Below are 17,661 nucleotides of genomic sequence, written 5' to 3'. Positions count from 1 at the left end.
GGCCCGCCGGGCGCGGCCGCGCCCTACCAGTTCGGAGGGCTGGCGATGGCTCGGGACAGGACCTCGTCCAGGACTCTGGCCGTGGCCGGGACGTCGAGTTGGGAGTTGTCGATGATGGGGAGGCCGGATCCGTACCAGCCGGCCATGCGGCCGTGGATGCGGGCGACCTCCTCGTCGGTCAGCCGGCGGTTTCCGGAACGCTCGGCGTTGCGTTCCAGGACGATGTCCAGGCCGGGCAGCAGCACGACCGGGAGCAGGCCGGGGCCGACATGGCGCTTCCAGCCGCCGAGCCCGACCACCGGGCGGTCGGGGAAGACGGCGTCGTCGAGGATGCACGAGATGCCGTTGGCGAGGAAGTTGCGGGCGGCGAATCCGCAGGTGCGGCGGGCGAGGCGGTACTGCGCCTCGGAGTGGTCGTTCCAGCCCGACTGCGGGTCGGCGAAGCCGGAGCGGACCCACTCGCGGACGTCGTCGAGGCTGATATGCGCGGTGGGCACGCGGCGGTGGTCGGCCCAGTACTTGGCGACGCTCGTCTTGCCCGCGCCCGCCGGCCCGATCAGCAGCACCGCCAGCGTGGTGGTCGTCGGGTCGGGCGCGGTCTGGGCCGGCGGCACGCTGGGCATGCCGACGGGACCGCCCGGCGGCAGCCGGACATGTCCGGTGGCGTCCGTCGCGGGCGGCGCGGCGGGCGGCGGGACCCCGGGGGCCGACTGGTGGGGGCTCTGGGGGTGCGGCCTCTGGGGCTGCGGGTTCTGGGGGTGCGGCGCTGACGGGAGCGGACCCTGAGGACGCGGCCCCGACGGAGGCGGCCCCTGGTGATGCGGCGCCGACGGAGGCGGCTGCTGAGGATGCGGTGCCGACCTGGGCGGGCCCTGAGGGTGCGGTGATGACGGACGCGGGCCCGGCGGTTGCGGCGCAGGCGGACCCTGAGGACGCGGCGCCGACGGCGGCGGACCCTGGGGATGCGGCGCCGACGAAGGCGGACCCTGGTGATGCGGACTCTGGGGACGCGGTGCCGACAGGGGCGGGCCCTGAGGTTGCGGTGCCGACGGACGCGGGCCCGGCGATTGCGGTGCCGCCGGGGGCGGACCCTGAGGGCGTGGGTTCTGAGGATGGGGCGCCGACGGGTGCGGGCCCGGCGGTTGCGGTGCCGGGGCGCCGGGATAGCCCGATGCCGGAGGCGGCGGGGGCACGGGCGCGGAGCCCTGGGACGCTCCCGGGTGCCGCGGCCCCGGGTGATGTGCGTCCGGCGCCCAGCCGGCGGCCGGTCCGTGCCCCGGCTGGCGGGGCGGCGGCAGCGGTGAACCCACTGCGTGCTGCATCCGGTGCGACTCCGTCTCGTACGGGGCAATTGGCGCCGGCAGCGGGTCCGAGCCCCGCCGCCTACCGAACGGTACCGTCCCCGGCCGCCATATGGTGAACGGCCGGGCGCGGTCCGAAGTGCCCGTCGCGGCAGGCAGAACGGGGCGGATGCCGCTCGGTGGGACTTACTGGCCGACCTCGCCGTACGCGGCGAGCAGCACGGCCGGGTCGGGGCCCTCCAGGACGGTGGGCTTGGCGAGGCCGTCCAGGACGATGAAGCGCAGCAGGTCGCCGCGGGACTTCTTGTCGACCTTCATCGTCTCCAGCAGCTTGGGCCACTGGTCGTAGCGGTAGTGCAGGGGCAGGCCCACCGATTCGAGGACCGTGCGGTGGCGGTCGGCCGTCGCGTCGTCCAACCGGCCTGCCAGACGGCCGAGTTCGGCGGCGAAGTGCATGCCGACGGCGACCGCGGCGCCGTGCCGCCACTTGTACCGCTCGTTCTTCTCGATCGCGTGGCCCAGCGTGTGGCCGTAGTTGAGGATCTCCCGCAGGCCCGACTCCTTCAGGTCGGCGGAGACGACGTCCGCCTTGACCCTGATGGACCGCTCGACGAGTTCGGCGGTGTGCGGGCCGGCCGGGGTGCGGGCGGCCTCGGGGTCGGACTCGATCAGGTCGAGGATCACCGGGTCGGCGATGAAGCCGGCCTTGATGACCTCAGCGAGCCCGGACACGTAGTCGTTGACCGGGAGGGAGTCCAGCGCGGCCAGGTCGCACAGCACGCCGGCGGGCGGGTGGAAGGCGCCCACGAGGTTCTTGCCCTCGGCGGTGTTGATGCCGGTCTTGCCGCCGACGGCCGCGTCCACCATGGCCAGCACGGTGGTCGGGACGGCGATCCAGCGCACCCCGCGCAGCCAGGTCGCGGCCACGAACCCGGCCAGGTCGGTGGTGGCGCCGCCGCCCACGCCCACGATGACGTCGGTGCGGGTGAACCCGCACTGGCCCAGCGCCTTCCAGCAGTAGGCGGCGACCTCCGCGGTCTTGGCCTCCTCCGCGTTCGGCACCTGGATGGCGACGGCCTCGTAGCCCTGCTCGGCCAGGTCGGCGCGGAGCGCGTCCCCGGTCTCGGCGAGCGCCTCGGGGTGGATCACGGCGACCCGCTTGGCCTTCTCGCCGACCAGGCCGGTGAGTTCACCGAGGAGCCGGCGGCCCACCAGGACGTCGTACGCCTCGGTGCCGGCCGTGCCGGCGATGTGGATCCGCGTGACCGACTCGCTCATACTTCCTTCAACTCCAGTGCGTCCAGGGCGGCTTGGGTGACCTCTTCGGGGGTGCGCCCGTCGGTCGGCACGACCGCGGTGGCGACCTCCTCGTACAGGTGCCGCCGGGCCTCCATCAGCTCGCGCCACTGCTTGCGCGGGTTCACGGCGAGCAGCGGGCGGGCCACGTTCAGGCCGGTGCGCCTGACGGCCTCCTCGACGTCCATCGACAGGTACAGGACCGGCAGTCGGGCGATCAGGGCCCGTGTGTCCGGGTCCAGGATCGCGCCGCCGCCGAGGGCCAGTACGCCGTCGTGCCCGGCGAGCGCCCGGCGCACCGCCTCCTTCTCGACGGCACGGAAGAACGGCTCGCCCTCGTCGACGAAGATCTCGGCGATGGTGCGGCCCTGCTCCGCGACGATGTCGTCGTCGACGTCCCGGTAGGCGATCCCGAGGCGGTCGGCCAGCATCCGCCCGACGGTGGACTTGCCGACGCCCATGGGTCCGACCAGGACGACGACCGGCTCGGCGCTCACCGGATCGCCAGGTTCTCGAGGTAGGACCGCACGTTGCGGCGGGTCTCGGGCACGCTGTCGCCGCCGAACTTCTCCGCGACGGCGTCGGCGAGGACGAGGGCCACCATGGCCTCGGCCACGATGCCGGCGGCCGGCACCGCGCACACGTCGGAGCGCTGGTGGTGGGCCTGCGCGGACTCGCCGGTGGAGACGTCCACGGTCCGCAGGGCCCGCGGCACGGTCGCGATCGGCTTCATCGCGGCGCGCACCCGCAGAAGCTCTCCCGTGGTCAGCCCGCCCTCGGTGCCGCCGGAGCGGCCCGTGGCACGCCGGATGCCCTCGTCGGTGGTGACGATCTCGTCGTGGGCCTGGGAGCCGGGCACCCGCGCCAGGCCGAAGCCGTCGCCGACCTCGACGCCCTTGATCGCCTGGATGCCCATGAGCGCGGCCGCGAGCCGGGCGTCGAGCCGCCGGTCCCAGTGCACGTGGGAGCCCAGTCCCACCGGCACGCCGTAGGCCAGCACCTCCACCACGCCGCCGAGCGTGTCGCCGTCCTTGTGGGCCTGGTCGATCTCCGCGACCATCGCCTTGGAGGCGTCCGCGTCCAGGCAGCGCACCGGGTCCGCGTCCAGCTTCTCCACGTCCGCCGGGGTCGGGTACACGCCGTAGGGCGCCTTGGCCGCGGCCAGCTCGACGACGTGGCTGACGATCTCGATGCCGGCGGTCTCCTTCAGGTACGACCGGGCCACGGCGCCCAGCGCGACCCGGGCCGCGGTCTCGCGCGCGGAGGCCCGCTCCAGCACCGGCCGGGCCTCGTCGAAGCCGTACTTCTGCATGCCCGCCAGGTCGGCGTGCCCGGGCCGGGGCCGGGTCAGCGGCGCGTTGCGCGCGAGCTCGGCCAGCTCCGCCGGGTCGACCGGATCGGCGGCCATGACCTTCTCCCACTTGGGCCACTCGGTGTTGCCCACCATGATCGCCACGGGGGAGCCGATGGTGAGGCCGTGCCGGACGCCGCCGAGGAAGGTGACCTCGTCCCGCTCGAACTTCATACGGGCACCGCGTCCATAGCCCAGGCGCCGCCGTGCGAGGTGGTCCGCCACCATCTCCGTGGTGACGGGCACGCCGGCGGGAAGGCCCTCCAGCGTGGCGACGAGTGCGGGGCCGTGGGACTCCCCCGCGGTCAGCCAGCGCAACCTGCTCAACGGTGCTCCTCATGCTCGCGCCTGGAACTGCGACGGCGCGACCGGGTGCGCGGCCCTGGCCCGCCACCTCCGATCCTCCCACGTCCGGACGCCGGCCCCGGTGCCGGTCCAGCAGTCGGACGCCCGGCGCACGGGCCCGCCCCGCGGCACCGGCATGTCACGCACTCCCGTCGGCCCGTCACGGGCACACGGCGAGTGGGTCATCCGGGCCGCGAGGGCCGGCGCTTCCGCGCCGGAGCGGATGCTCCCTGGTCAGCGCGCCGCGAGGGCCTTCTCGCCCGCTGCGCGCATGGCGTGCAGGGGGGCCGGGCTGTGGCCCGTCATCTGCTCGACCTGGAGGACCGCCTGGTGCACCAGCAGGTCGAGGCCGCCGACGACGGCGCCGCCGGCCATGGACCAGCGGGCCGCCAGCGGCGTGGGCCACGGGTCGTAGAGGACGTCGAAGAGCGTGGCGGGCCGTCCGGGTACGGCGTCGGCGAGCGCGTCCGTCGTCCCGGCCGGGGTGGTGGCGATCACCAGCGGCGCCTTCAGGGCCTGCGCGGCGTCCGCCCAGTCCGCCGTGCGGACCTCGACGTCCAGCCGCGCACCCCACTCCCGCATCTCGGCCGCGCGGGCCTCGCTGCGGACGTAGGCGACGACCTCGCCGGTGCAGACGCGGGCGAGCGCGGCCAGCGCGGAGGAGGCGGTGGCGCCGGCTCCGAGGATCGCCGCCGAGCCGACCTGCTCGATGCCGTGCTCGCGCAGGGCCGCGACCATGCCCGGCACGTCGGTGTTGTCCCCGACCCGGCGGCCGTCCGCGGTGAACACGACCGTGTTGACCGCCTCGACGGAGGCGGCGGTGTCGCTGATCTCGTCGAGCAGCGGGATGACCGCCCGCTTCAGCGGCATGGTCAGCGACAGCCCGGCCCACTCGGGTCCCAGGCCCTCGAAGAACGAGGGCAGGCCTGCCTCGTCGATCTCGAACCGGTCGTACGACCAGTCCGTGAGCCCGAGCTCCGCGTACGCCGCCCGGTGCAGCACCGGGGAGAGCGAGTGGGCGATCGGTGAACCGAGCACAGCCGCCCGACGGGCGTCAGTTGCTCTTGGTGGCATCGAACTTGTCCTTGAGCTTGAGGAATTCGGCGTACGTCTTGGCGAATTCCGTCTTGTGCAAGCCGTCGGTCGCCACGAAATAGATCCAGCCGTCCTGGGTCGGATTCAATGCCGCCCTCAGCGCGTCGTCGCCGGGGTTTCCGATCGGTCCGGGCGGAAGGCCCCTGTTGGTGTAGGTGTTGTACGGGTCCTGGTTGCTGTTGATCTCTTTTTCGCTGATGTGGATGTTGCTCTGGCCCTTCAGGTAATTGAAGGTCGAGTCGAACTGCAGCAACTGGTTGGTCTCGGTGTTGGTCGGCTTCAGGCGGTTGTAGATCACTTCCGCCATCTTGCGGAAGTCGTCGTGCGTCTTGCCCTCGGCCTGGACCAGGCTCGCGACCGTGACGAGCTGGAACGGATCGTCCAGGTTCAGTTCCTTCGCCTTGTCGGCGAACTTGTACCGGGCGTAGGCCTCGTCGGCCTGCTTGACCATTTCCTTCAGGACCGCCTCGGGCTTCATGCCCTTGGCCGCGGGATAGGTGCCCGGGTAGAGGAAGCCCTCCAGCGGATCCTTGATCCGGCTGCTGTTCTGGGCCCACTTGGGCAGGCCGAGGTCCTTGTACTTCTGCGTGGCGATCTTTCGCGTGGTGCCGGCGGCCAGTTCCAGCTGCTTGTCGATGTCCTCGTAGACCAGTGCATTGCGTTCGCCCGGCTTGACCAGGACATTGCTCTGGCTCTTGGGGTCGAGCATCATCGTGATGGCGCTCGCCGCGGACATCTGTTTCTTCAGCAGATAGGCGCCCGCCTGGATCCGGTCTCCACTGGGGTTCTTCGACTGCGCCGCCACGAAGGCGTCGACGCTCTTGACCACGCCTGCCGCCTTCAGCGCCCGGCCGATGTCGTAGCCGACCGCGCCCTTGGGGATTTCGACGGTGACCATCTCGTTGATTCCGTCGCCCGCGTAGTCCGGGGCGGCGCCGAAACGATTTTGGTAGAACTGGTAGCCGTAGTAGACGACTCCGGCCGTACCTCCGCCGAACACCAGGGCGACGACCAGGCAGGCGCAGCCGCTGCGGCGCTTCTTGTCCTTGCCCTTGCCGCCGCGGCCCTTGCGGTCGCCCCGTCCCCGGCCCTCGTTCGGATCGTCGCCGTCTTCGTCGTCCTCGCCGTCGCCGCCCGCGAAGAACGCGTGGTCGTCCTGTTCGGCTTGGGGATCCGGGTCCCAGTCCGGCCGCGGCTCCGGCTCGGCGCGCCGACGGCTCGGCGGCTCCGGCGGCGGGTAGGCCTCGGGGGCGCCGTAATCATCGGGCTGTTGCGCGCCGTAGGCCGCGGCCTGCTGGCCGTACGGGTCGGCCGGGTCGCCGGGGTAGGCCGGCTGCTGCTGCCCGCCGGAGCCGTCCCAGCCGCCCTGGCCGTAGCCCTGCTGCTGGAGGCCCGGGTACTGCTGGTCGTACTGCTGCTGCCCCTGCGGGTCGTACTGCTGCTGCCCCTGCTGACCGTAGGGCTGCTGCGCCTGCGGGTCGTAGTGCTGCTGCCCCTGGTCACCGTAGGGCTGCTGCTGCCCCTGGTTGCCGTAGGACTGCTGCTGGTACTGCCCGTCGTAGCCGGCCTGCTGCTGATCCCACTCGCCGTACTGCTGTTGCTGCGGCTGCTGCGGATGGTGCTGCGGCCCACCCCCGTAGGGGGACTGCGGGCCCGCGTGGGCCTGCTGTCCCCCCCATCCGCCGTCCCCGTACAACGGGTCCTCCGGATGCCACGGTTCGGGGCCTGGACCCCGGCCATACTCAGTCATCGATCCCCTAGAGCCGCGAGGCGGCGGTCACACGGCTGTGTGCCCCGGCTTCCGTTCCGCCTCTTTCTGTGCGTCGTCTGTTCGAACGCAGGCGCATCGCGCGGAACGTTACCGTATCGCGATCAGATGACCACTTCGACGCCCTCGCCGGGTGCTTTCCCTGACGCTCGTTCGGATTCCAGGGCTTGCTGGAGGATGATGACGGCCGCGGCCTGGTCGATCACGGAGCGTCCCTTCTTGGATTTCACCCCGGAGGCACGCAGTCCCTGACTGGCCGTCACCGTGGTCATCCGCTCGTCCACCAGGCGGACCGGCACCGGGGCGATGCCCTTGGCCAGCTCGCCGGCGAAGGCGCGGACCTTGGCCGCGGCCGGCCCCTCGCCCCCCTTGAGGGAGCGCGGGAGACCGACGACGACCTCGATCGGCTCGTACTCCGCGACGAGTTGCCCGAGCCGACGGTGTGCCGCGGGGACGTCCCGGCCGGGGACCGTCTCCACCGGGGTGGCGAGGATCCCGTCGGGGTCGCACGAGGCGACCCCGATGCGGGCGTCCCCGACGTCGATCGCGAGCCGACGTCCTCTGCGCATCGCTTCGGCCGCCCTACTTCGCCGTCTCGGCCACGAGCCGCTCGACGGCGTCCACGGCCTCGCCGACGGCGGCCGGGTTCTGTCCCCCGCCCTGGGCGACGTCCGGCTTGCCGCCACCGCCGCCGCCGAGGGTCTTGGCGGCCGTGCGGACCAGGTCACCGGCCTTCAGGCCGCGCTCGCGGGCGGCCTCGTTGGTGGCGATCACCGTGAGCGGCTTGCCGTTGTTCACCGTGAACAGGGCGACCACGGCGGCCCGGCCGCCGTGGATCCGGCCGCGCACGTCGAGCACCAGCTTGCGCAGGTCGTCCGGCGTGGTGCCGTCCGGGACCCGGCCGGTCACGACGGCCACACCGCGGACGTCCTTGGCGGACTCGGCGAGACCGGCGGCGGCCTGGAGCACCTTCTCGGCGCGGAACTTCTCGATCTCCTTCTCGGCGTCCTTCAGCTTGCCGAGCATGGCGGAGACCTTCTCCGGCAGCTCCTCCGGCCGGCCCTTGATCAGCTCCTGGAGCTGGGCGACGACCGTGTGCTCACGGGCGAGGAAGTTGTAGGCGTCCACGCCGACCAGGGCCTCGATACGGCGCACACCGGAGCCGATCGACGACTCGCCGAGCAGCTTCACCAGGCCCAGCTGGGCGGTGTTGTGCACGTGGGTGCCGCCGCACAGCTCCTTGGAGAAGTCGCCGATGGTCACCACGCGCACACGTTCGCCGTACTTCTCGCCGAACTCGGCGATGGCGCCCTGCTTCTTGGCCTCGTCGATGCCCATGACCTCGGCGTGCACGTCCAGATCGCGGGCGAGCACCTCGTTGATCTTCTGCTCGACATCGGTCATCACGGCCGTCGGGACGGCGGACGGGGAGCCGAAGTCGAAGCGGAAGCGGCCGGGCTGGTTCTCGGAGCCGGCCTGGGCGGCCGTCGGGCCGAGGGCGTCACGCAGGGCCTGGTGGGTCAGGTGCGTGGCGGAGTGGGCGCGGGCGATGGCCTTGCGGCGGCGGAAGTCGATCGAGGCCTGGGCCTTGGCACCGACGGTGACCTCGCCGACCTGGACGACGCCCTTGTGGACGTACACGCCCGGGACCGGCTTCTGGCAGTCGCGGACCTCGATGACGGCACCGGAGTCGACCTTGATGCGGCCGGTGTCGCCGATCTGGCCGCCGCCCTCGGCGTAGAACGGGGTGCGGTCCAGGACGACCTCGACCTCGTCGCCCTCGGCGGCGGCCGGGGAGGAGACCCCGTCGACGAGGATGCCGACGATCGTGGACTCGCCCTCGGTGTCGGTGTAGCCGATGAAGTCGGTCGCACCGGCGGAGTCGGCGATCTCCCGGTAGGCGCCGAGGTCGGCGTGGCCGGTCTTCTTGGCCTGGGCGTCGGCCTTGGCGCGCTCCCGCTGCTCCTTCATCAGGCGGCGGAAGCCCTCCTCGTCCACGGACAGGCCCTGCTCGGCGGCCATCTCCAGGGTGAGGTCGATCGGGAAGCCCCAGGTGTCGTGGAGCAGGAAGGCCTTGTCGCCGGGCAGCACGGCGGAGCCGGCGGCCTTGGTCTCGGCGACGGCGCCGTCCAGCACGTTCGTACCGGCGTTGAGGGTCTTGAGGAAGCGGGCCTCCTCGGCGAGGGCGACCTTCTCGATCCGCTCGCGGTCGGTGATCAGCTCGGGGTACTGCTGCCCCATCATGCCGATCACCACGTCGATCAGGTCCCCGACGACCGGACCGGTGGCGCCCAGCAGCCGCATGTTGCGGATGGCGCGGCGCATGATGCGACGCAGGACGTAGCCGCGGCCCTCGTTGCCGGGGGTGACGCCGTCGCCGATGAGCATGGTGGCGGTGCGCATGTGGTCGGTGACCACGCGCAGCGCCACGTCCGAGTCGTGGGCGTCGCCGTAGGCGACACCGGTGAGCTCGGTGGCCTTGCCGATGACGGCCATGGAGGTGTCGATCTCGTACATGTTCTGCACGCCCTGCAGAATCATGGCGAGCCGCTCCAGGCCGAGCCCGGTGTCGATGTTCTGGCTCGGCAGGTCGCCGAGGATCTCGAAGTCGTCCTTGCCGGTGCCCTCGCCGCGCTCGTACTGCATGAAGACGAGGTTCCAGATCTCCACGTACCGCTCGTCGTTGACGGCGGGGCCGCCCTCGACGCCGAACTCGGGGCCGCGGTCGTAGTTGATCTCGGAGCAGGGGCCGCACGGGCCGGGTACGCCCATGGACCAGAAGTTGTCCTTCTTGCCCAGGCGCTGGATGCGCTCCTTGGGCACGCCGACGACCTCGTGCCAGATCCGCTCGGCCTCGTCGTCGTCCTGGTAGACGGTGATCCAGAGCTTCTCCGGCTCCAGGCCGTAACCGCCCTTGTCCTGGGGCGAGGTGAGCAGCTCCCAGGCGAGCTTGACGGCGCCCTCCTTGAAGTAGTCGCCGAAGGAGAAGTTGCCGCACATCTGGAAGAAGGTGCCGTGCCGGGTGGTCTTGCCGACCTCTTCGATGTCGGGCGTGCGCACGCACTTCTGCACGCTGGTGGCACGCGGGAAGGGCGGCTTGACCTCACCCAGGAAGTAGGGCTTGAAGGGCACCATGCCGGCCGGGACGAGGAGCAGAGTCGGGTCGTCCGCGATGAGCGACGCCGAAGGGACGACGGTGTGCCCGCGCTCCTCGAAGAAGCTCAGCCAGCGGCGGCGGATCTCAGCCGACTCCATCAGTGGTCCTCATTCCGGTTGTACGAGTACGTCGTGTAGGGGTGTTCCGAGGACGCCGGGCCCTCGACGTACTTCGGGTGATTGCGGTTCTCGATGGCGGTGTACCGCCTGGACGGGGGCAGTTCCGGGTCGACCGGGGCGTTCAGGCCCAGTGCCTCGCCGAGTTCGGCCTCCCGCTGGGCCATGTTGTCGCGGACGTCGAGCGCGAAGCCGAGGGCGCGGTCCTTGAGCCGGTGACCCGCCTCGACCGCCTTGGTCGCCGCGGTCGCGGCGAGGCTCTCGGGGGTCAGCTGCCTGAGTTTGCGGTTGACCTTGGTGGTGGCCCACACTCCGGCGGCGACACCAGTGGTGAACCAGAACGTACGGCGGAACATCGCTAGTCCTTACTTCTCCCGGTTGTTCCGCTTCCCCCGCCGCGCGGCCGGGACGGTGCGGCCCACGATCACGGTACGCCTCGACGCCTTGCCGGGCACGTCCTCCTTGCGGCCCCCGAGCGCCCGGCGCACGCCGTAGCCGAAGGCCGCGACCTTGACCAGCGGACCGCCGAAGGTGGAGGCGACGGTGGTCGACAACGCGGAGGCGTTGGACGTGACCTCCTGGACGTCGGAGGCGATCGCGTCGACGCGGTCGATCTGGCTCTGCGCGGAGCGCACCGCCTGGGAGGCGTCGGCCAGCAGCGGAACCGCCTGGTCGGTCACGTCCGCCACGAGCCGGGTGGTCGCCTTGAGCGTCTGGGCCAGCCTCGCCAGTGCGACGGCGAGGAAGGAGACCAGGATCGCCCAGAACACGGCCACCAGAATCCCGGCCACCTCTCCACCGGACACTGTGCGCACCCGCTCTCTGAAACGTACCTGTACATCGAGAAAGTCGTGCACCGAGCCTATCGCGCCGAGGGTGGGGCTCCGTACCGGATTTCGCGCCCGTGCGCCGGTGGAACGAGCGAGCCCGCCGTCCCGCCCGCCCGGAAGGGCGGGGAGACGGCGGGCCGGGTGGTGCTGTGGTGCTACGGCCTGCCGGTGATCAGCGGGCGTAGTACTCGACGACGAGCTGCTCGTCGCAGATCACCGGGATCTCCTTGCGGTTCGGCTCGCGGTCCAGGCGGAACGCCAGGGCCTTGAGGTTCACCTGGAGGTAGCGGGGGGTCTCGCCGTCGGGGGCGAAGCCACCCTCGCGGGAGACCTGGAAGAGGGTCTTCTCGCGGCTGCGCTCGCGGACCTGGACCACGTCGTCGGGACGGACCTGGAAGGACGGCTTGTCGACCTTCTTGCCGTTGACCTGGATGTGGCCGTGGACGACCATCTGGCGGGCCTGGTAGATCGTGCGGGCGATGCCCGAACGCAGCACCAGGGCGTCAAGACGCTTCTCGAGGTCGATGACCAGGGCTTCACCGGTCTTCATCGACGTCTTGGCGGCACGCTCGTAGGCGCGGACGAGCTGACGCTCGCTGACGTCGTACTGAGCGCGCAGACGCTGCTTCTCCAGCAGACGGACCTTGTAGTCCGAGTTCTGCTTGCGGCCACGGCCGTGCTCACCCGGCGGGTAGGGACGCGCCTCGAAGTACTTGACGGCCTTCGGGGTCAGCGCGATGCCGAGGGCACGCGACTTCTTGACCTTGGGGCGGGACTGGTTCGCCATGAACCAAACACCTCGTTTTTTCTGTGCGAATACGGCTTCACCAGGGTTAGGGGAGGTCGCATCCGCAGCCGGGGAAACCCGCCGTGGCCCTGCCGGGCCTGGTGGGCAGCCGCTCCCCTGGTCTGGGCACATACGTGCAGCACGCGAGTGGCCCACCGACCGCTCCCGGAGCTCCGGGTGGTGGTGGGCTGCCCGCGACACCGTTCGACGGTGCGCGACGCTCCTGGATCCCCGCCGTCCTGGAACGGCGGAGTTCCGGCTGAATGTCCCGCTCTGGTGGCGCCGGTTCCCCTTTCGGGGTTCCGGACACGGAACTCAGCGCTTCCCGGCAGTCTACAGGGCGCTCAGGACCGCTTTCGACCGAGGTGCTTGCGGGTCCACTCCACCGCGTCCGCGTACCGCGCCTCGGCGCCGTGCCTGCCCGGGGAGTAGTACTCGCGGTCCTTCAGGGCGTCCGGCGCGTACTGCTGGGCGGCGATGCCCTCGGGCAGGTCGTGCGGGTAGACGTACCCCTGCGCGTGCCCGAGCTTGGCCGCCCCCTTGTAGTGCCCGTCCCGCAGATGGGGCGGGACCGGTCCGGCCAGTCCCTTGCGCACGTCGTCCAGGGCGGCGCCGATCGCCGTGGTCGCCGCGTTGGACTTGGGGGCGAGGGCCAGGGCGATGGTGGCGTGGCTGAGGGTCAGGGCGGCCTCCGGGAAGCCGATCATGGCGACGGCCTGGGCGGCGGCGACGGCTATGGGCAGCGCGTGCGGGTCGGCCAGCCCGATGTCCTCACTGGCGGAGATCATCAGGCGGCGGGCGATGAACCGGGGGTCCTCGCCGGCCTCGATCATCCGGGCCAGGTAGTGCAGGGCGGCGTCGACATCGGAGCCCCGGATGGACTTGATCAGGGCGCTGGCGACGTCGTAGTGCTGGTCGCCGTCGCGGTCGTACTTCACCGCGGCCCGGTCGACGGTCTCCTCGAGCGTGGTCAGGCCGATCTCGCTCTCGCCCTTGTCGAGGGCGGCCCCGGCGGCGGCCTCCAGGGCGGTCAGGGCGCGGCGGGCGTCGCCGCCGGCGATGCGCAGCAGATGGCCCTCGGTGTCCTCGGGGAGGCCGACGGCCGACCTCAGGCCGCGCTCGTCGGTGAGCGCGCGGCGGAGCAGACCGCGCACGTCGTCGTCGGTGAGCGGTTCGAGGGTGAGCAGGAGCGAGCGGGAGAGCAGCGGGGAGATCACCGAGAAGTACGGGTTCTCCGTGGTGGCCGCGATCAGGGTCACCCAGCGGTTCTCGACCGCCGGGAGCAGGGAGTCCTGCTGGGCCTTGCTGAAACGGTGGATCTCGTCCAGGAAGAGGACGGTCTCCTTGCCGTACCCGCCGGAGGCTCGGCGGGCGCCGTCGATGACCGCACGGACCTCCTTGACTCCCGCGGTGATCGCCGACAGCTCCACGAAGCGCTTGTTGGTGGCCTTGGAGACCACGTACGCCAGGGTGGTCTTGCCGGTGCCGGGCGGGCCCCACAGGATCACCGAGGAGGGTCCCGCGGGGCCGCCCGCGCCCTCGCCGACCAGCCGACGCAGCGGCGAGCCGGGCTTGAGCAGGTGCTGCTGGCCCACCACCTCGTCGAGGGTGCGCGGACGCATCCGGACCGCCAGGGGACTCGCGGCCGGGTCCTTCTCCTGGCGGTCTTCACTTGCGGCGGTGAACAGGTCGGGCTCCACGCTGAAACCCTATGGCACACCACCGACAACGTGGCCGGACGGTGATCACCGGCTCCGGCTCAGGCCCAGAGGCTGGTGCCCCAGCGGGTCAGGATCAGCATGACGATGACACCGCAGTGCGTGACCGGCAGCACCCAGGTGAACTCGGCGAGGAAGTTCTTCACCGGGCGCGGGGCGGGCAGGAAGTCGTTGCGGATGTTGAAGGAGGTCACGTACCAGAACATGACGATCGTGGCCACCCAGGCCAGCGAGCACCACAGGCACAGCGCGTTGATGCGGTACAGCGACTGGAACTGGAGCCAGGTGACGAAGCAGACGCCGAAGAGCGTGCCGAAGTTGAAGGTCAGCCAGTACCAGCGCGGGAAGGTGGTGCGGGCGAGCAGGCTCATGCCGACGCAGATGACGATGCCGTAGGCGACCAGGCCGAGCAGCGGGTTGGGGAACCCGAAGACGGTGGCCTGCTTGCTCTCCATGACACTGCCGCAGGACACGATCGGGTTGAGGCTGCAGCTCGGGGTGAAGGTCTTGCCGCTGAGCTTGCCTTCGAGGATCTTCTGCTTGTCGATCGTGATGATCCACGCGGCGAGCAGACCGGCCGCTCCGGTGATCACCAGCAGCAGTGCGAAGGCGCGGCTGCCGCCCACCGTCCGCGGCGCGGTCACCGCGCGCTCCGGCTCGGGCTCCGCGGAGACGTGTCTGACTGTCGTCTTGCTCATCACGCCGATTCCGTCACTTGTGAGTCGGACCTTCTTCGGGCACGGCCATTGTGCCGCACATGCGTGTGTGAGCACCGTCAGGTGGTGACACACGGGTGTGCACGGCCGTATCCGAACGTTCGGTTCCGGACGATGCTCGGACCATGACGCGAAACGAACTCGCGGTGGACGTACGGGGGCTGCGCAAGCGGTACGGGGACGTCACCGCGGTCGACGGAATGGACCTGGCGATCAGGAAGGGCGAGGTCCTGGGGCTGCTCGGACCCAACGGCGCGGGCAAGAGCACCACGGTCGAGATCATCCAGGGCCACCGCTCACGGGACGCGGGCGAGGTCTCGGTCCTGGGGGCGGACCCGGCGAGCGCCACGCGCGCGTGGCGCTCGCGCGTCGGAATCGTCTGGCAGGACGAATCGGCGCCCGCCGAGTTGACGGTCCGCGAGACCGTGCGGCACTTCGCCCGGTACTACCCCCGGCCGCGCGACCCGGAGGAGGTCATCGCCCTGGTGGGTCTGGAGGCGAAGGCGGGGACCCGGATCAAAGGCGCTGTCGGGCGGCCAGCGGCGTCGGCTGGACGTGGCCCTCGGGGTGATCGGCCGCCCGGAGCTGCTGCTCCTGGACGAGCCGACGACCGGTTTCGACCCGGCGGCGCGACGGCGGTTCTGGACGCTGATCCGCACACTCGCGCAGGAGGGCACGACGATCCTGCTGACCACGCACTACCTGGAGGAGGCGGAGGCCCTCGCGGACCGGCTGGCGGTGGTCGCCCGGGGCCGGATCGTCGCCGAGGGCACCTCCCGCGAGCTGCGGGAACGGCACGCCACCGGCGCCACCGTCGAGTGGACGGACCCCGACGGCACCCCGCGCGCCGAGCACACCGGCACCCCCACCAGGACCGTCGCCGGCCTGATGCGCCGCTTCGACGGAGAGATACCGGGCCTGCGGGTGGACCGCCCCACGCTGGAGGACGTCTATCTCCGGCTCACCGGACAGGAGGACGCGTGATGACCTCGACGGCCGGACGGACCCGCGCCGGGGCGGCGGCCGCGCGGCTGCCCGGGGCGTGGAACCTCGGGCTGCACCGGGGCGCCCTGGAGATCAGGCAGTTCTTCCGGCAGCGCGAGCAGGTGGTGTTCACCTTCGCCTTCCCGGTGGTGTTCCTGTTCCTGTTCGCGTCGATCTTCCGCGACGACGTCAGCGGCACCGGCGTCACCGCCTCGCAGCTCTACGTCTCCTCGATGCTGGCCTCGGGCATCATGTCGACCAGCTTCCAGTCCCTGGGCATATCGATCGCGGTCGAACGGGACGAGAAGGCGCTGCGCCGGCTGAGCGGCACGCCGATGCCGCCGACGGCGTACTTCCTGGGGAAAATCTGGCTGGTTCTCTTCACCGGCCTGCTGGAGACGGCGATCCTGCTGCTCGTCGGCACCACGCTGTACGGCGTCCGGCTGCCCTCGGACGCGACCCGGTGGTTCCACTTCGCGTGGATCTTCGTGCTCGGCCTGACCGGGTGCGCGCTGCTGGGCATCGCGATCAGTTCGGTGCCCAGGTCGGCGAAGAGCGCCGCCTCGGTGGTCGTGCTGCCGTTCCTGGTGCTCCAGTTCGTCTCCGGGGTCTACATCCTGGTCGACGCCCTCCCCGGCTGGATGCTGAACGTCGGCGCCCTCTTCCCGCTGAAGTGGCTGTGCCAGGGCCTGCGCGGGGTGTTCCTGCCGGACTCGGCGCGGGTGCTGGAACAGGCGGGGAGCTGGGAGTTCGGGCGGATCGCCCTGGTGCTCGCGGCCTGGTGCGCCGGCGGACTGGTGCTCTGCCTGCTGACGTTCCGCTGGAAGGACCGGCGGGCGGGCTGAGTCCGGAGGCGGCCGCGGCGGGAACGGCAAAGGGCGCCGGTGCCCGGACGAGCACCGGCGCCCATGCGTGAGGAGCGTCAGCCGAGGCGGGATTCCAGTTCCGCGACGATCTCGTTGACCGCGATCGCCGTCTGCTCTCCGGACTCCATCTCCTTGAGCTGGACGACGCCGTCGGCGAGGTCGCGCTCACCGGCGACGAGCGTGAAGCGGGCACCGGACCGGTTGGCCGCCTTCATGGCGGCCTTGAGGCCCTTGTGGCCGTAGGCGAAGTCGGCGGCGATGCCCACCTTGCGCAGTTCGGAGACCTTCGCGAACAGCACCCGGCGCGCCTCCTCGCCGAGCGGGACCGCGAACACGCTGGTGGCCGACGGGAGCTGGAGCTCGACTCCCTCCGCCTCCAGGGCCAGGACCGTACGGTCCACGCCCAGCGCCCAGCCCACCGACGGCAGCGCGGGGCCGCCGATCATCTCGGACAGGCCGTCGTACCGGCCGCCGCCGCCCACCGCGGACTGGGAACCCAGCCCGTCGTGCACGAACTCGAAGGTGGTGCGGGTGTAGTAGTCGAGTCCGCGGACCAGCTTGGCGTCGTCCTCGAAGGCGACCCCCTGGGCCTCCAGCAGCGCCCGCACTTCCTCGTGGTACGCCTTGCAGCCGTCGCACAGGTAGTCGCGCAGCAGCGGGACGCCCGTCAGCTGCTTCTGCACCGACTCCCGCTTGTCGTCCAGGACGCGCAGGGGGTTGATGTCGATCCGGGTGCGGGTGTCCTCGTCCAGGTCCAGGCCGCGCAGGAAGTCCTGGAGGGCGGCCCGGTAGACCGGACGGCACTCCTTGTCGCCCAGGCTGTTGAGCAGGATGCGGAAGTTGCTCAGGCCCAGCGAACGGTAGGCCTGGTCGGCCAGGATGATCAGCTCGGCGTCGAGCGCCGGGTCCTCCGCCCCGATCGCCTCCGCGCCGACCTGCGAGAAGTGGCGGTAACGGCCCTTCTGGGGGCGCTCGTAACGGTAGTAGGAGCCGGAGTACCACAGCTTGACCGGCAGGTTGCCGGCCTTGTGGAGGTTGGCCTCCAGGGCGGCGCGGAGCACGGAGGCGGTGCCCTCGGGGCGCAGGGCGAGCCTGTCGCCGCCCTTGGTCTCGAAGGCGTACATCTCCTTGGTCACGATGTCGGTGGACTCGCCGACGCCGCGCGCGAACAGCTCCACGTTCTCGAAGCCGGGGGTCTCGATGTAGCCGTAGCCGGAGTTGCGCAGCGGGGCGGCGATCGCCTCGCGGACCGCCAGGTACTTCGCGGAGTCCGGCGGGATCAGGTCGTAGGTGCCTTTGGGGGCCTTGAAGGTGCTCACGGAAGGTCTCTC

The 17,661-nt window shown here is 71.3% G+C and carries 15 protein-coding genes and 2 pseudogenes; 2 read left to right on the top strand and 15 right to left on the bottom strand.

Going from position 1 to position 17,661, the window contains the following annotated elements:
• Positions 1–23: 23 nt before the first annotated feature.
• From ACWC91_RS06895 to ACWC91_RS06830, 14 genes and pseudogenes are all read right to left on the bottom strand, one after another.
• Positions 24–1,022, bottom strand: coding sequence for an AAA family ATPase (locus ACWC91_RS06895; RefSeq protein WP_450641998.1), 999 nt, complete (start codon positions 1,020–1,022; stop codon positions 24–26).
• A gap of 90 nt (positions 1,023–1,112) precedes the next feature.
• Positions 1,113–1,322: pseudogene (locus ACWC91_RS06890) on the bottom strand (Pro-rich N-terminal domain-containing protein); the annotation flags it as partial.
• Positions 1,323–1,487: 165 nt separating this feature from the next.
• Positions 1,488–2,579 carry a 3-dehydroquinate synthase gene (gene aroB, locus ACWC91_RS06885; protein ID WP_225076247.1) on the bottom strand — a complete coding sequence of 364 codons (1,092 nt, stop codon included), beginning with the start codon at positions 2,577–2,579 and terminating at the stop codon, positions 1,488–1,490.
• Positions 2,576–3,094, bottom strand: a complete 519-nt coding sequence (locus ACWC91_RS06880; protein ID WP_141362772.1) for a shikimate kinase — start codon at positions 3,092–3,094, stop codon at positions 2,576–2,578. The genes aroB and ACWC91_RS06880 overlap by 4 nt, the downstream gene beginning before the upstream one ends.
• Entirely contained in the window at positions 3,091–4,275 is a 1,185-nt protein-coding gene (gene aroC, locus ACWC91_RS06875) for a chorismate synthase (protein ID WP_376501546.1), read from the bottom strand. The genes ACWC91_RS06880 and aroC overlap by 4 nt, the downstream gene beginning before the upstream one ends.
• 252 nt (positions 4,276–4,527) lie before the next feature.
• On the bottom strand, positions 4,528–5,367 hold the full coding sequence (locus tag ACWC91_RS06870; RefSeq protein WP_450641985.1) for a shikimate dehydrogenase: 840 nt from the start codon (positions 5,365–5,367) through the stop codon (positions 4,528–4,530).
• Positions 5,348–7,138, bottom strand: coding sequence for an endolytic transglycosylase MltG (mltG, locus tag ACWC91_RS06865; protein WP_450641983.1), 1,791 nt, complete (start codon positions 7,136–7,138; stop codon positions 5,348–5,350). The genes ACWC91_RS06870 and mltG overlap by 20 nt, the downstream gene beginning before the upstream one ends.
• A gap of 122 nt (positions 7,139–7,260) precedes the next feature.
• On the bottom strand, positions 7,261–7,725 hold the full coding sequence (gene ruvX / locus ACWC91_RS06860; protein WP_225076243.1) for a Holliday junction resolvase RuvX: 465 nt from the start codon (positions 7,723–7,725) through the stop codon (positions 7,261–7,263).
• A gap of 13 nt (positions 7,726–7,738) precedes the next feature.
• The gene (gene alaS / locus ACWC91_RS06855; RefSeq protein WP_281155412.1) at positions 7,739–10,411 is read right to left on the bottom strand and encodes an alanine--tRNA ligase; all 2,673 of its coding nucleotides are present in this window, start codon (positions 10,409–10,411) and stop codon (positions 7,739–7,741) included.
• Positions 10,411–10,785 carry a hypothetical protein gene (locus ACWC91_RS06850; RefSeq protein WP_225076241.1) on the bottom strand — a complete coding sequence of 125 codons (375 nt, stop codon included), beginning with the start codon at positions 10,783–10,785 and terminating at the stop codon, positions 10,411–10,413. Before ACWC91_RS06850 ends, alaS begins: the two co-directional genes overlap by 1 nt.
• Positions 10,786–10,794: 9 nt before the next feature.
• A complete protein-coding gene (locus tag ACWC91_RS06845; RefSeq protein ID WP_172633025.1) occupies positions 10,795–11,244 on the bottom strand; it encodes a DUF948 domain-containing protein in 450 nt (149 codons plus the stop codon).
• A gap of 187 nt (positions 11,245–11,431) precedes the next feature.
• A complete protein-coding gene (rpsD, locus tag ACWC91_RS06840; protein WP_100567868.1) occupies positions 11,432–12,046 on the bottom strand; it encodes a 30S ribosomal protein S4 in 615 nt (204 codons plus the stop codon).
• Between the two features lie 344 nt (positions 12,047–12,390).
• Positions 12,391–13,746: a replication-associated recombination protein A gene (locus tag ACWC91_RS06835; protein ID WP_225076240.1), complete on the bottom strand. Its 1,356-nt coding sequence runs from the start codon at positions 13,744–13,746 to the stop codon at positions 12,391–12,393.
• Positions 13,747–13,805: 59 nt separating this feature from the next.
• Positions 13,806–14,462, bottom strand: coding sequence for a vitamin K epoxide reductase family protein (locus tag ACWC91_RS06830; RefSeq protein ID WP_225076239.1), 657 nt, complete (start codon positions 14,460–14,462; stop codon positions 13,806–13,808).
• Between the two features lie 143 nt (positions 14,463–14,605).
• Between ACWC91_RS06830 and ACWC91_RS06825 the strand changes: the two are divergent.
• Together ACWC91_RS06825 and ACWC91_RS06820 are read left to right on the top strand one after the other, a co-directional pair.
• Positions 14,606–15,464 (top strand): annotated as a pseudogene (locus tag ACWC91_RS06825) (ABC transporter ATP-binding protein).
• A complete protein-coding gene (locus ACWC91_RS06820; RefSeq protein WP_225076237.1) occupies positions 15,464–16,309 on the top strand; it encodes an ABC transporter permease in 846 nt (281 codons plus the stop codon). Before ACWC91_RS06825 ends, ACWC91_RS06820 begins: the two are co-directional and overlap by 1 nt.
• Positions 16,310–16,386: 77 nt before the next feature.
• Here the strand turns inward: ACWC91_RS06820 and hisS are convergent, their stop codons facing one another.
• Positions 16,387–17,649: a histidine--tRNA ligase gene (gene hisS, locus ACWC91_RS06815; protein ID WP_225076236.1), complete on the bottom strand. Its 1,263-nt coding sequence runs from the start codon at positions 17,647–17,649 to the stop codon at positions 16,387–16,389.
• Positions 17,650–17,661 lie beyond the last annotated feature (12 nt).

It is taken from the genome of Streptomyces sp. NPDC001204 (assembly GCF_053598035.1).
The sequence above is the reverse complement of the archived record's forward strand: the minus strand, read 5'-3'. Positions and strand labels throughout refer to the sequence as shown.

Coding starts and splice junctions, on each gene's coding strand:
- aroB (WP_225076247.1), bottom strand. CDS start 2,579: ATGAGCGAGTCGGTCACGCGGATCCACATCGCCGGCACGGCCGGCACC.
- ACWC91_RS06870 (WP_450641985.1), bottom strand. CDS start 5,367: ATGCCACCAAGAGCAACTGACGCCCGTCGGGCGGCTGTGCTCGGTTCA.
- mltG (WP_450641983.1), bottom strand. CDS start 7,138: ATGACTGAGTATGGCCGGGGTCCAGGCCCCGAACCGTGGCATCCGGAG.
- ruvX (WP_225076243.1), bottom strand. CDS start 7,725: ATGCGCAGAGGACGTCGGCTCGCGATCGACGTCGGGGACGCCCGCATC.
- alaS (WP_281155412.1), bottom strand. CDS start 10,411: ATGGAGTCGGCTGAGATCCGCCGCCGCTGGCTGAGCTTCTTCGAGGAG.
- ACWC91_RS06850 (WP_225076241.1), bottom strand. CDS start 10,785: ATGTTCCGCCGTACGTTCTGGTTCACCACTGGTGTCGCCGCCGGAGTG.
- rpsD (WP_100567868.1), bottom strand. CDS start 12,046: ATGGCGAACCAGTCCCGCCCCAAGGTCAAGAAGTCGCGTGCCCTCGGC.
- ACWC91_RS06830 (WP_225076239.1), bottom strand. CDS start 14,462: ATGAGCAAGACGACAGTCAGACACGTCTCCGCGGAGCCCGAGCCGGAG.
- ACWC91_RS06820 (WP_225076237.1), top strand. CDS start 15,464: ATGACCTCGACGGCCGGACGGACCCGCGCCGGGGCGGCGGCCGCGCGG.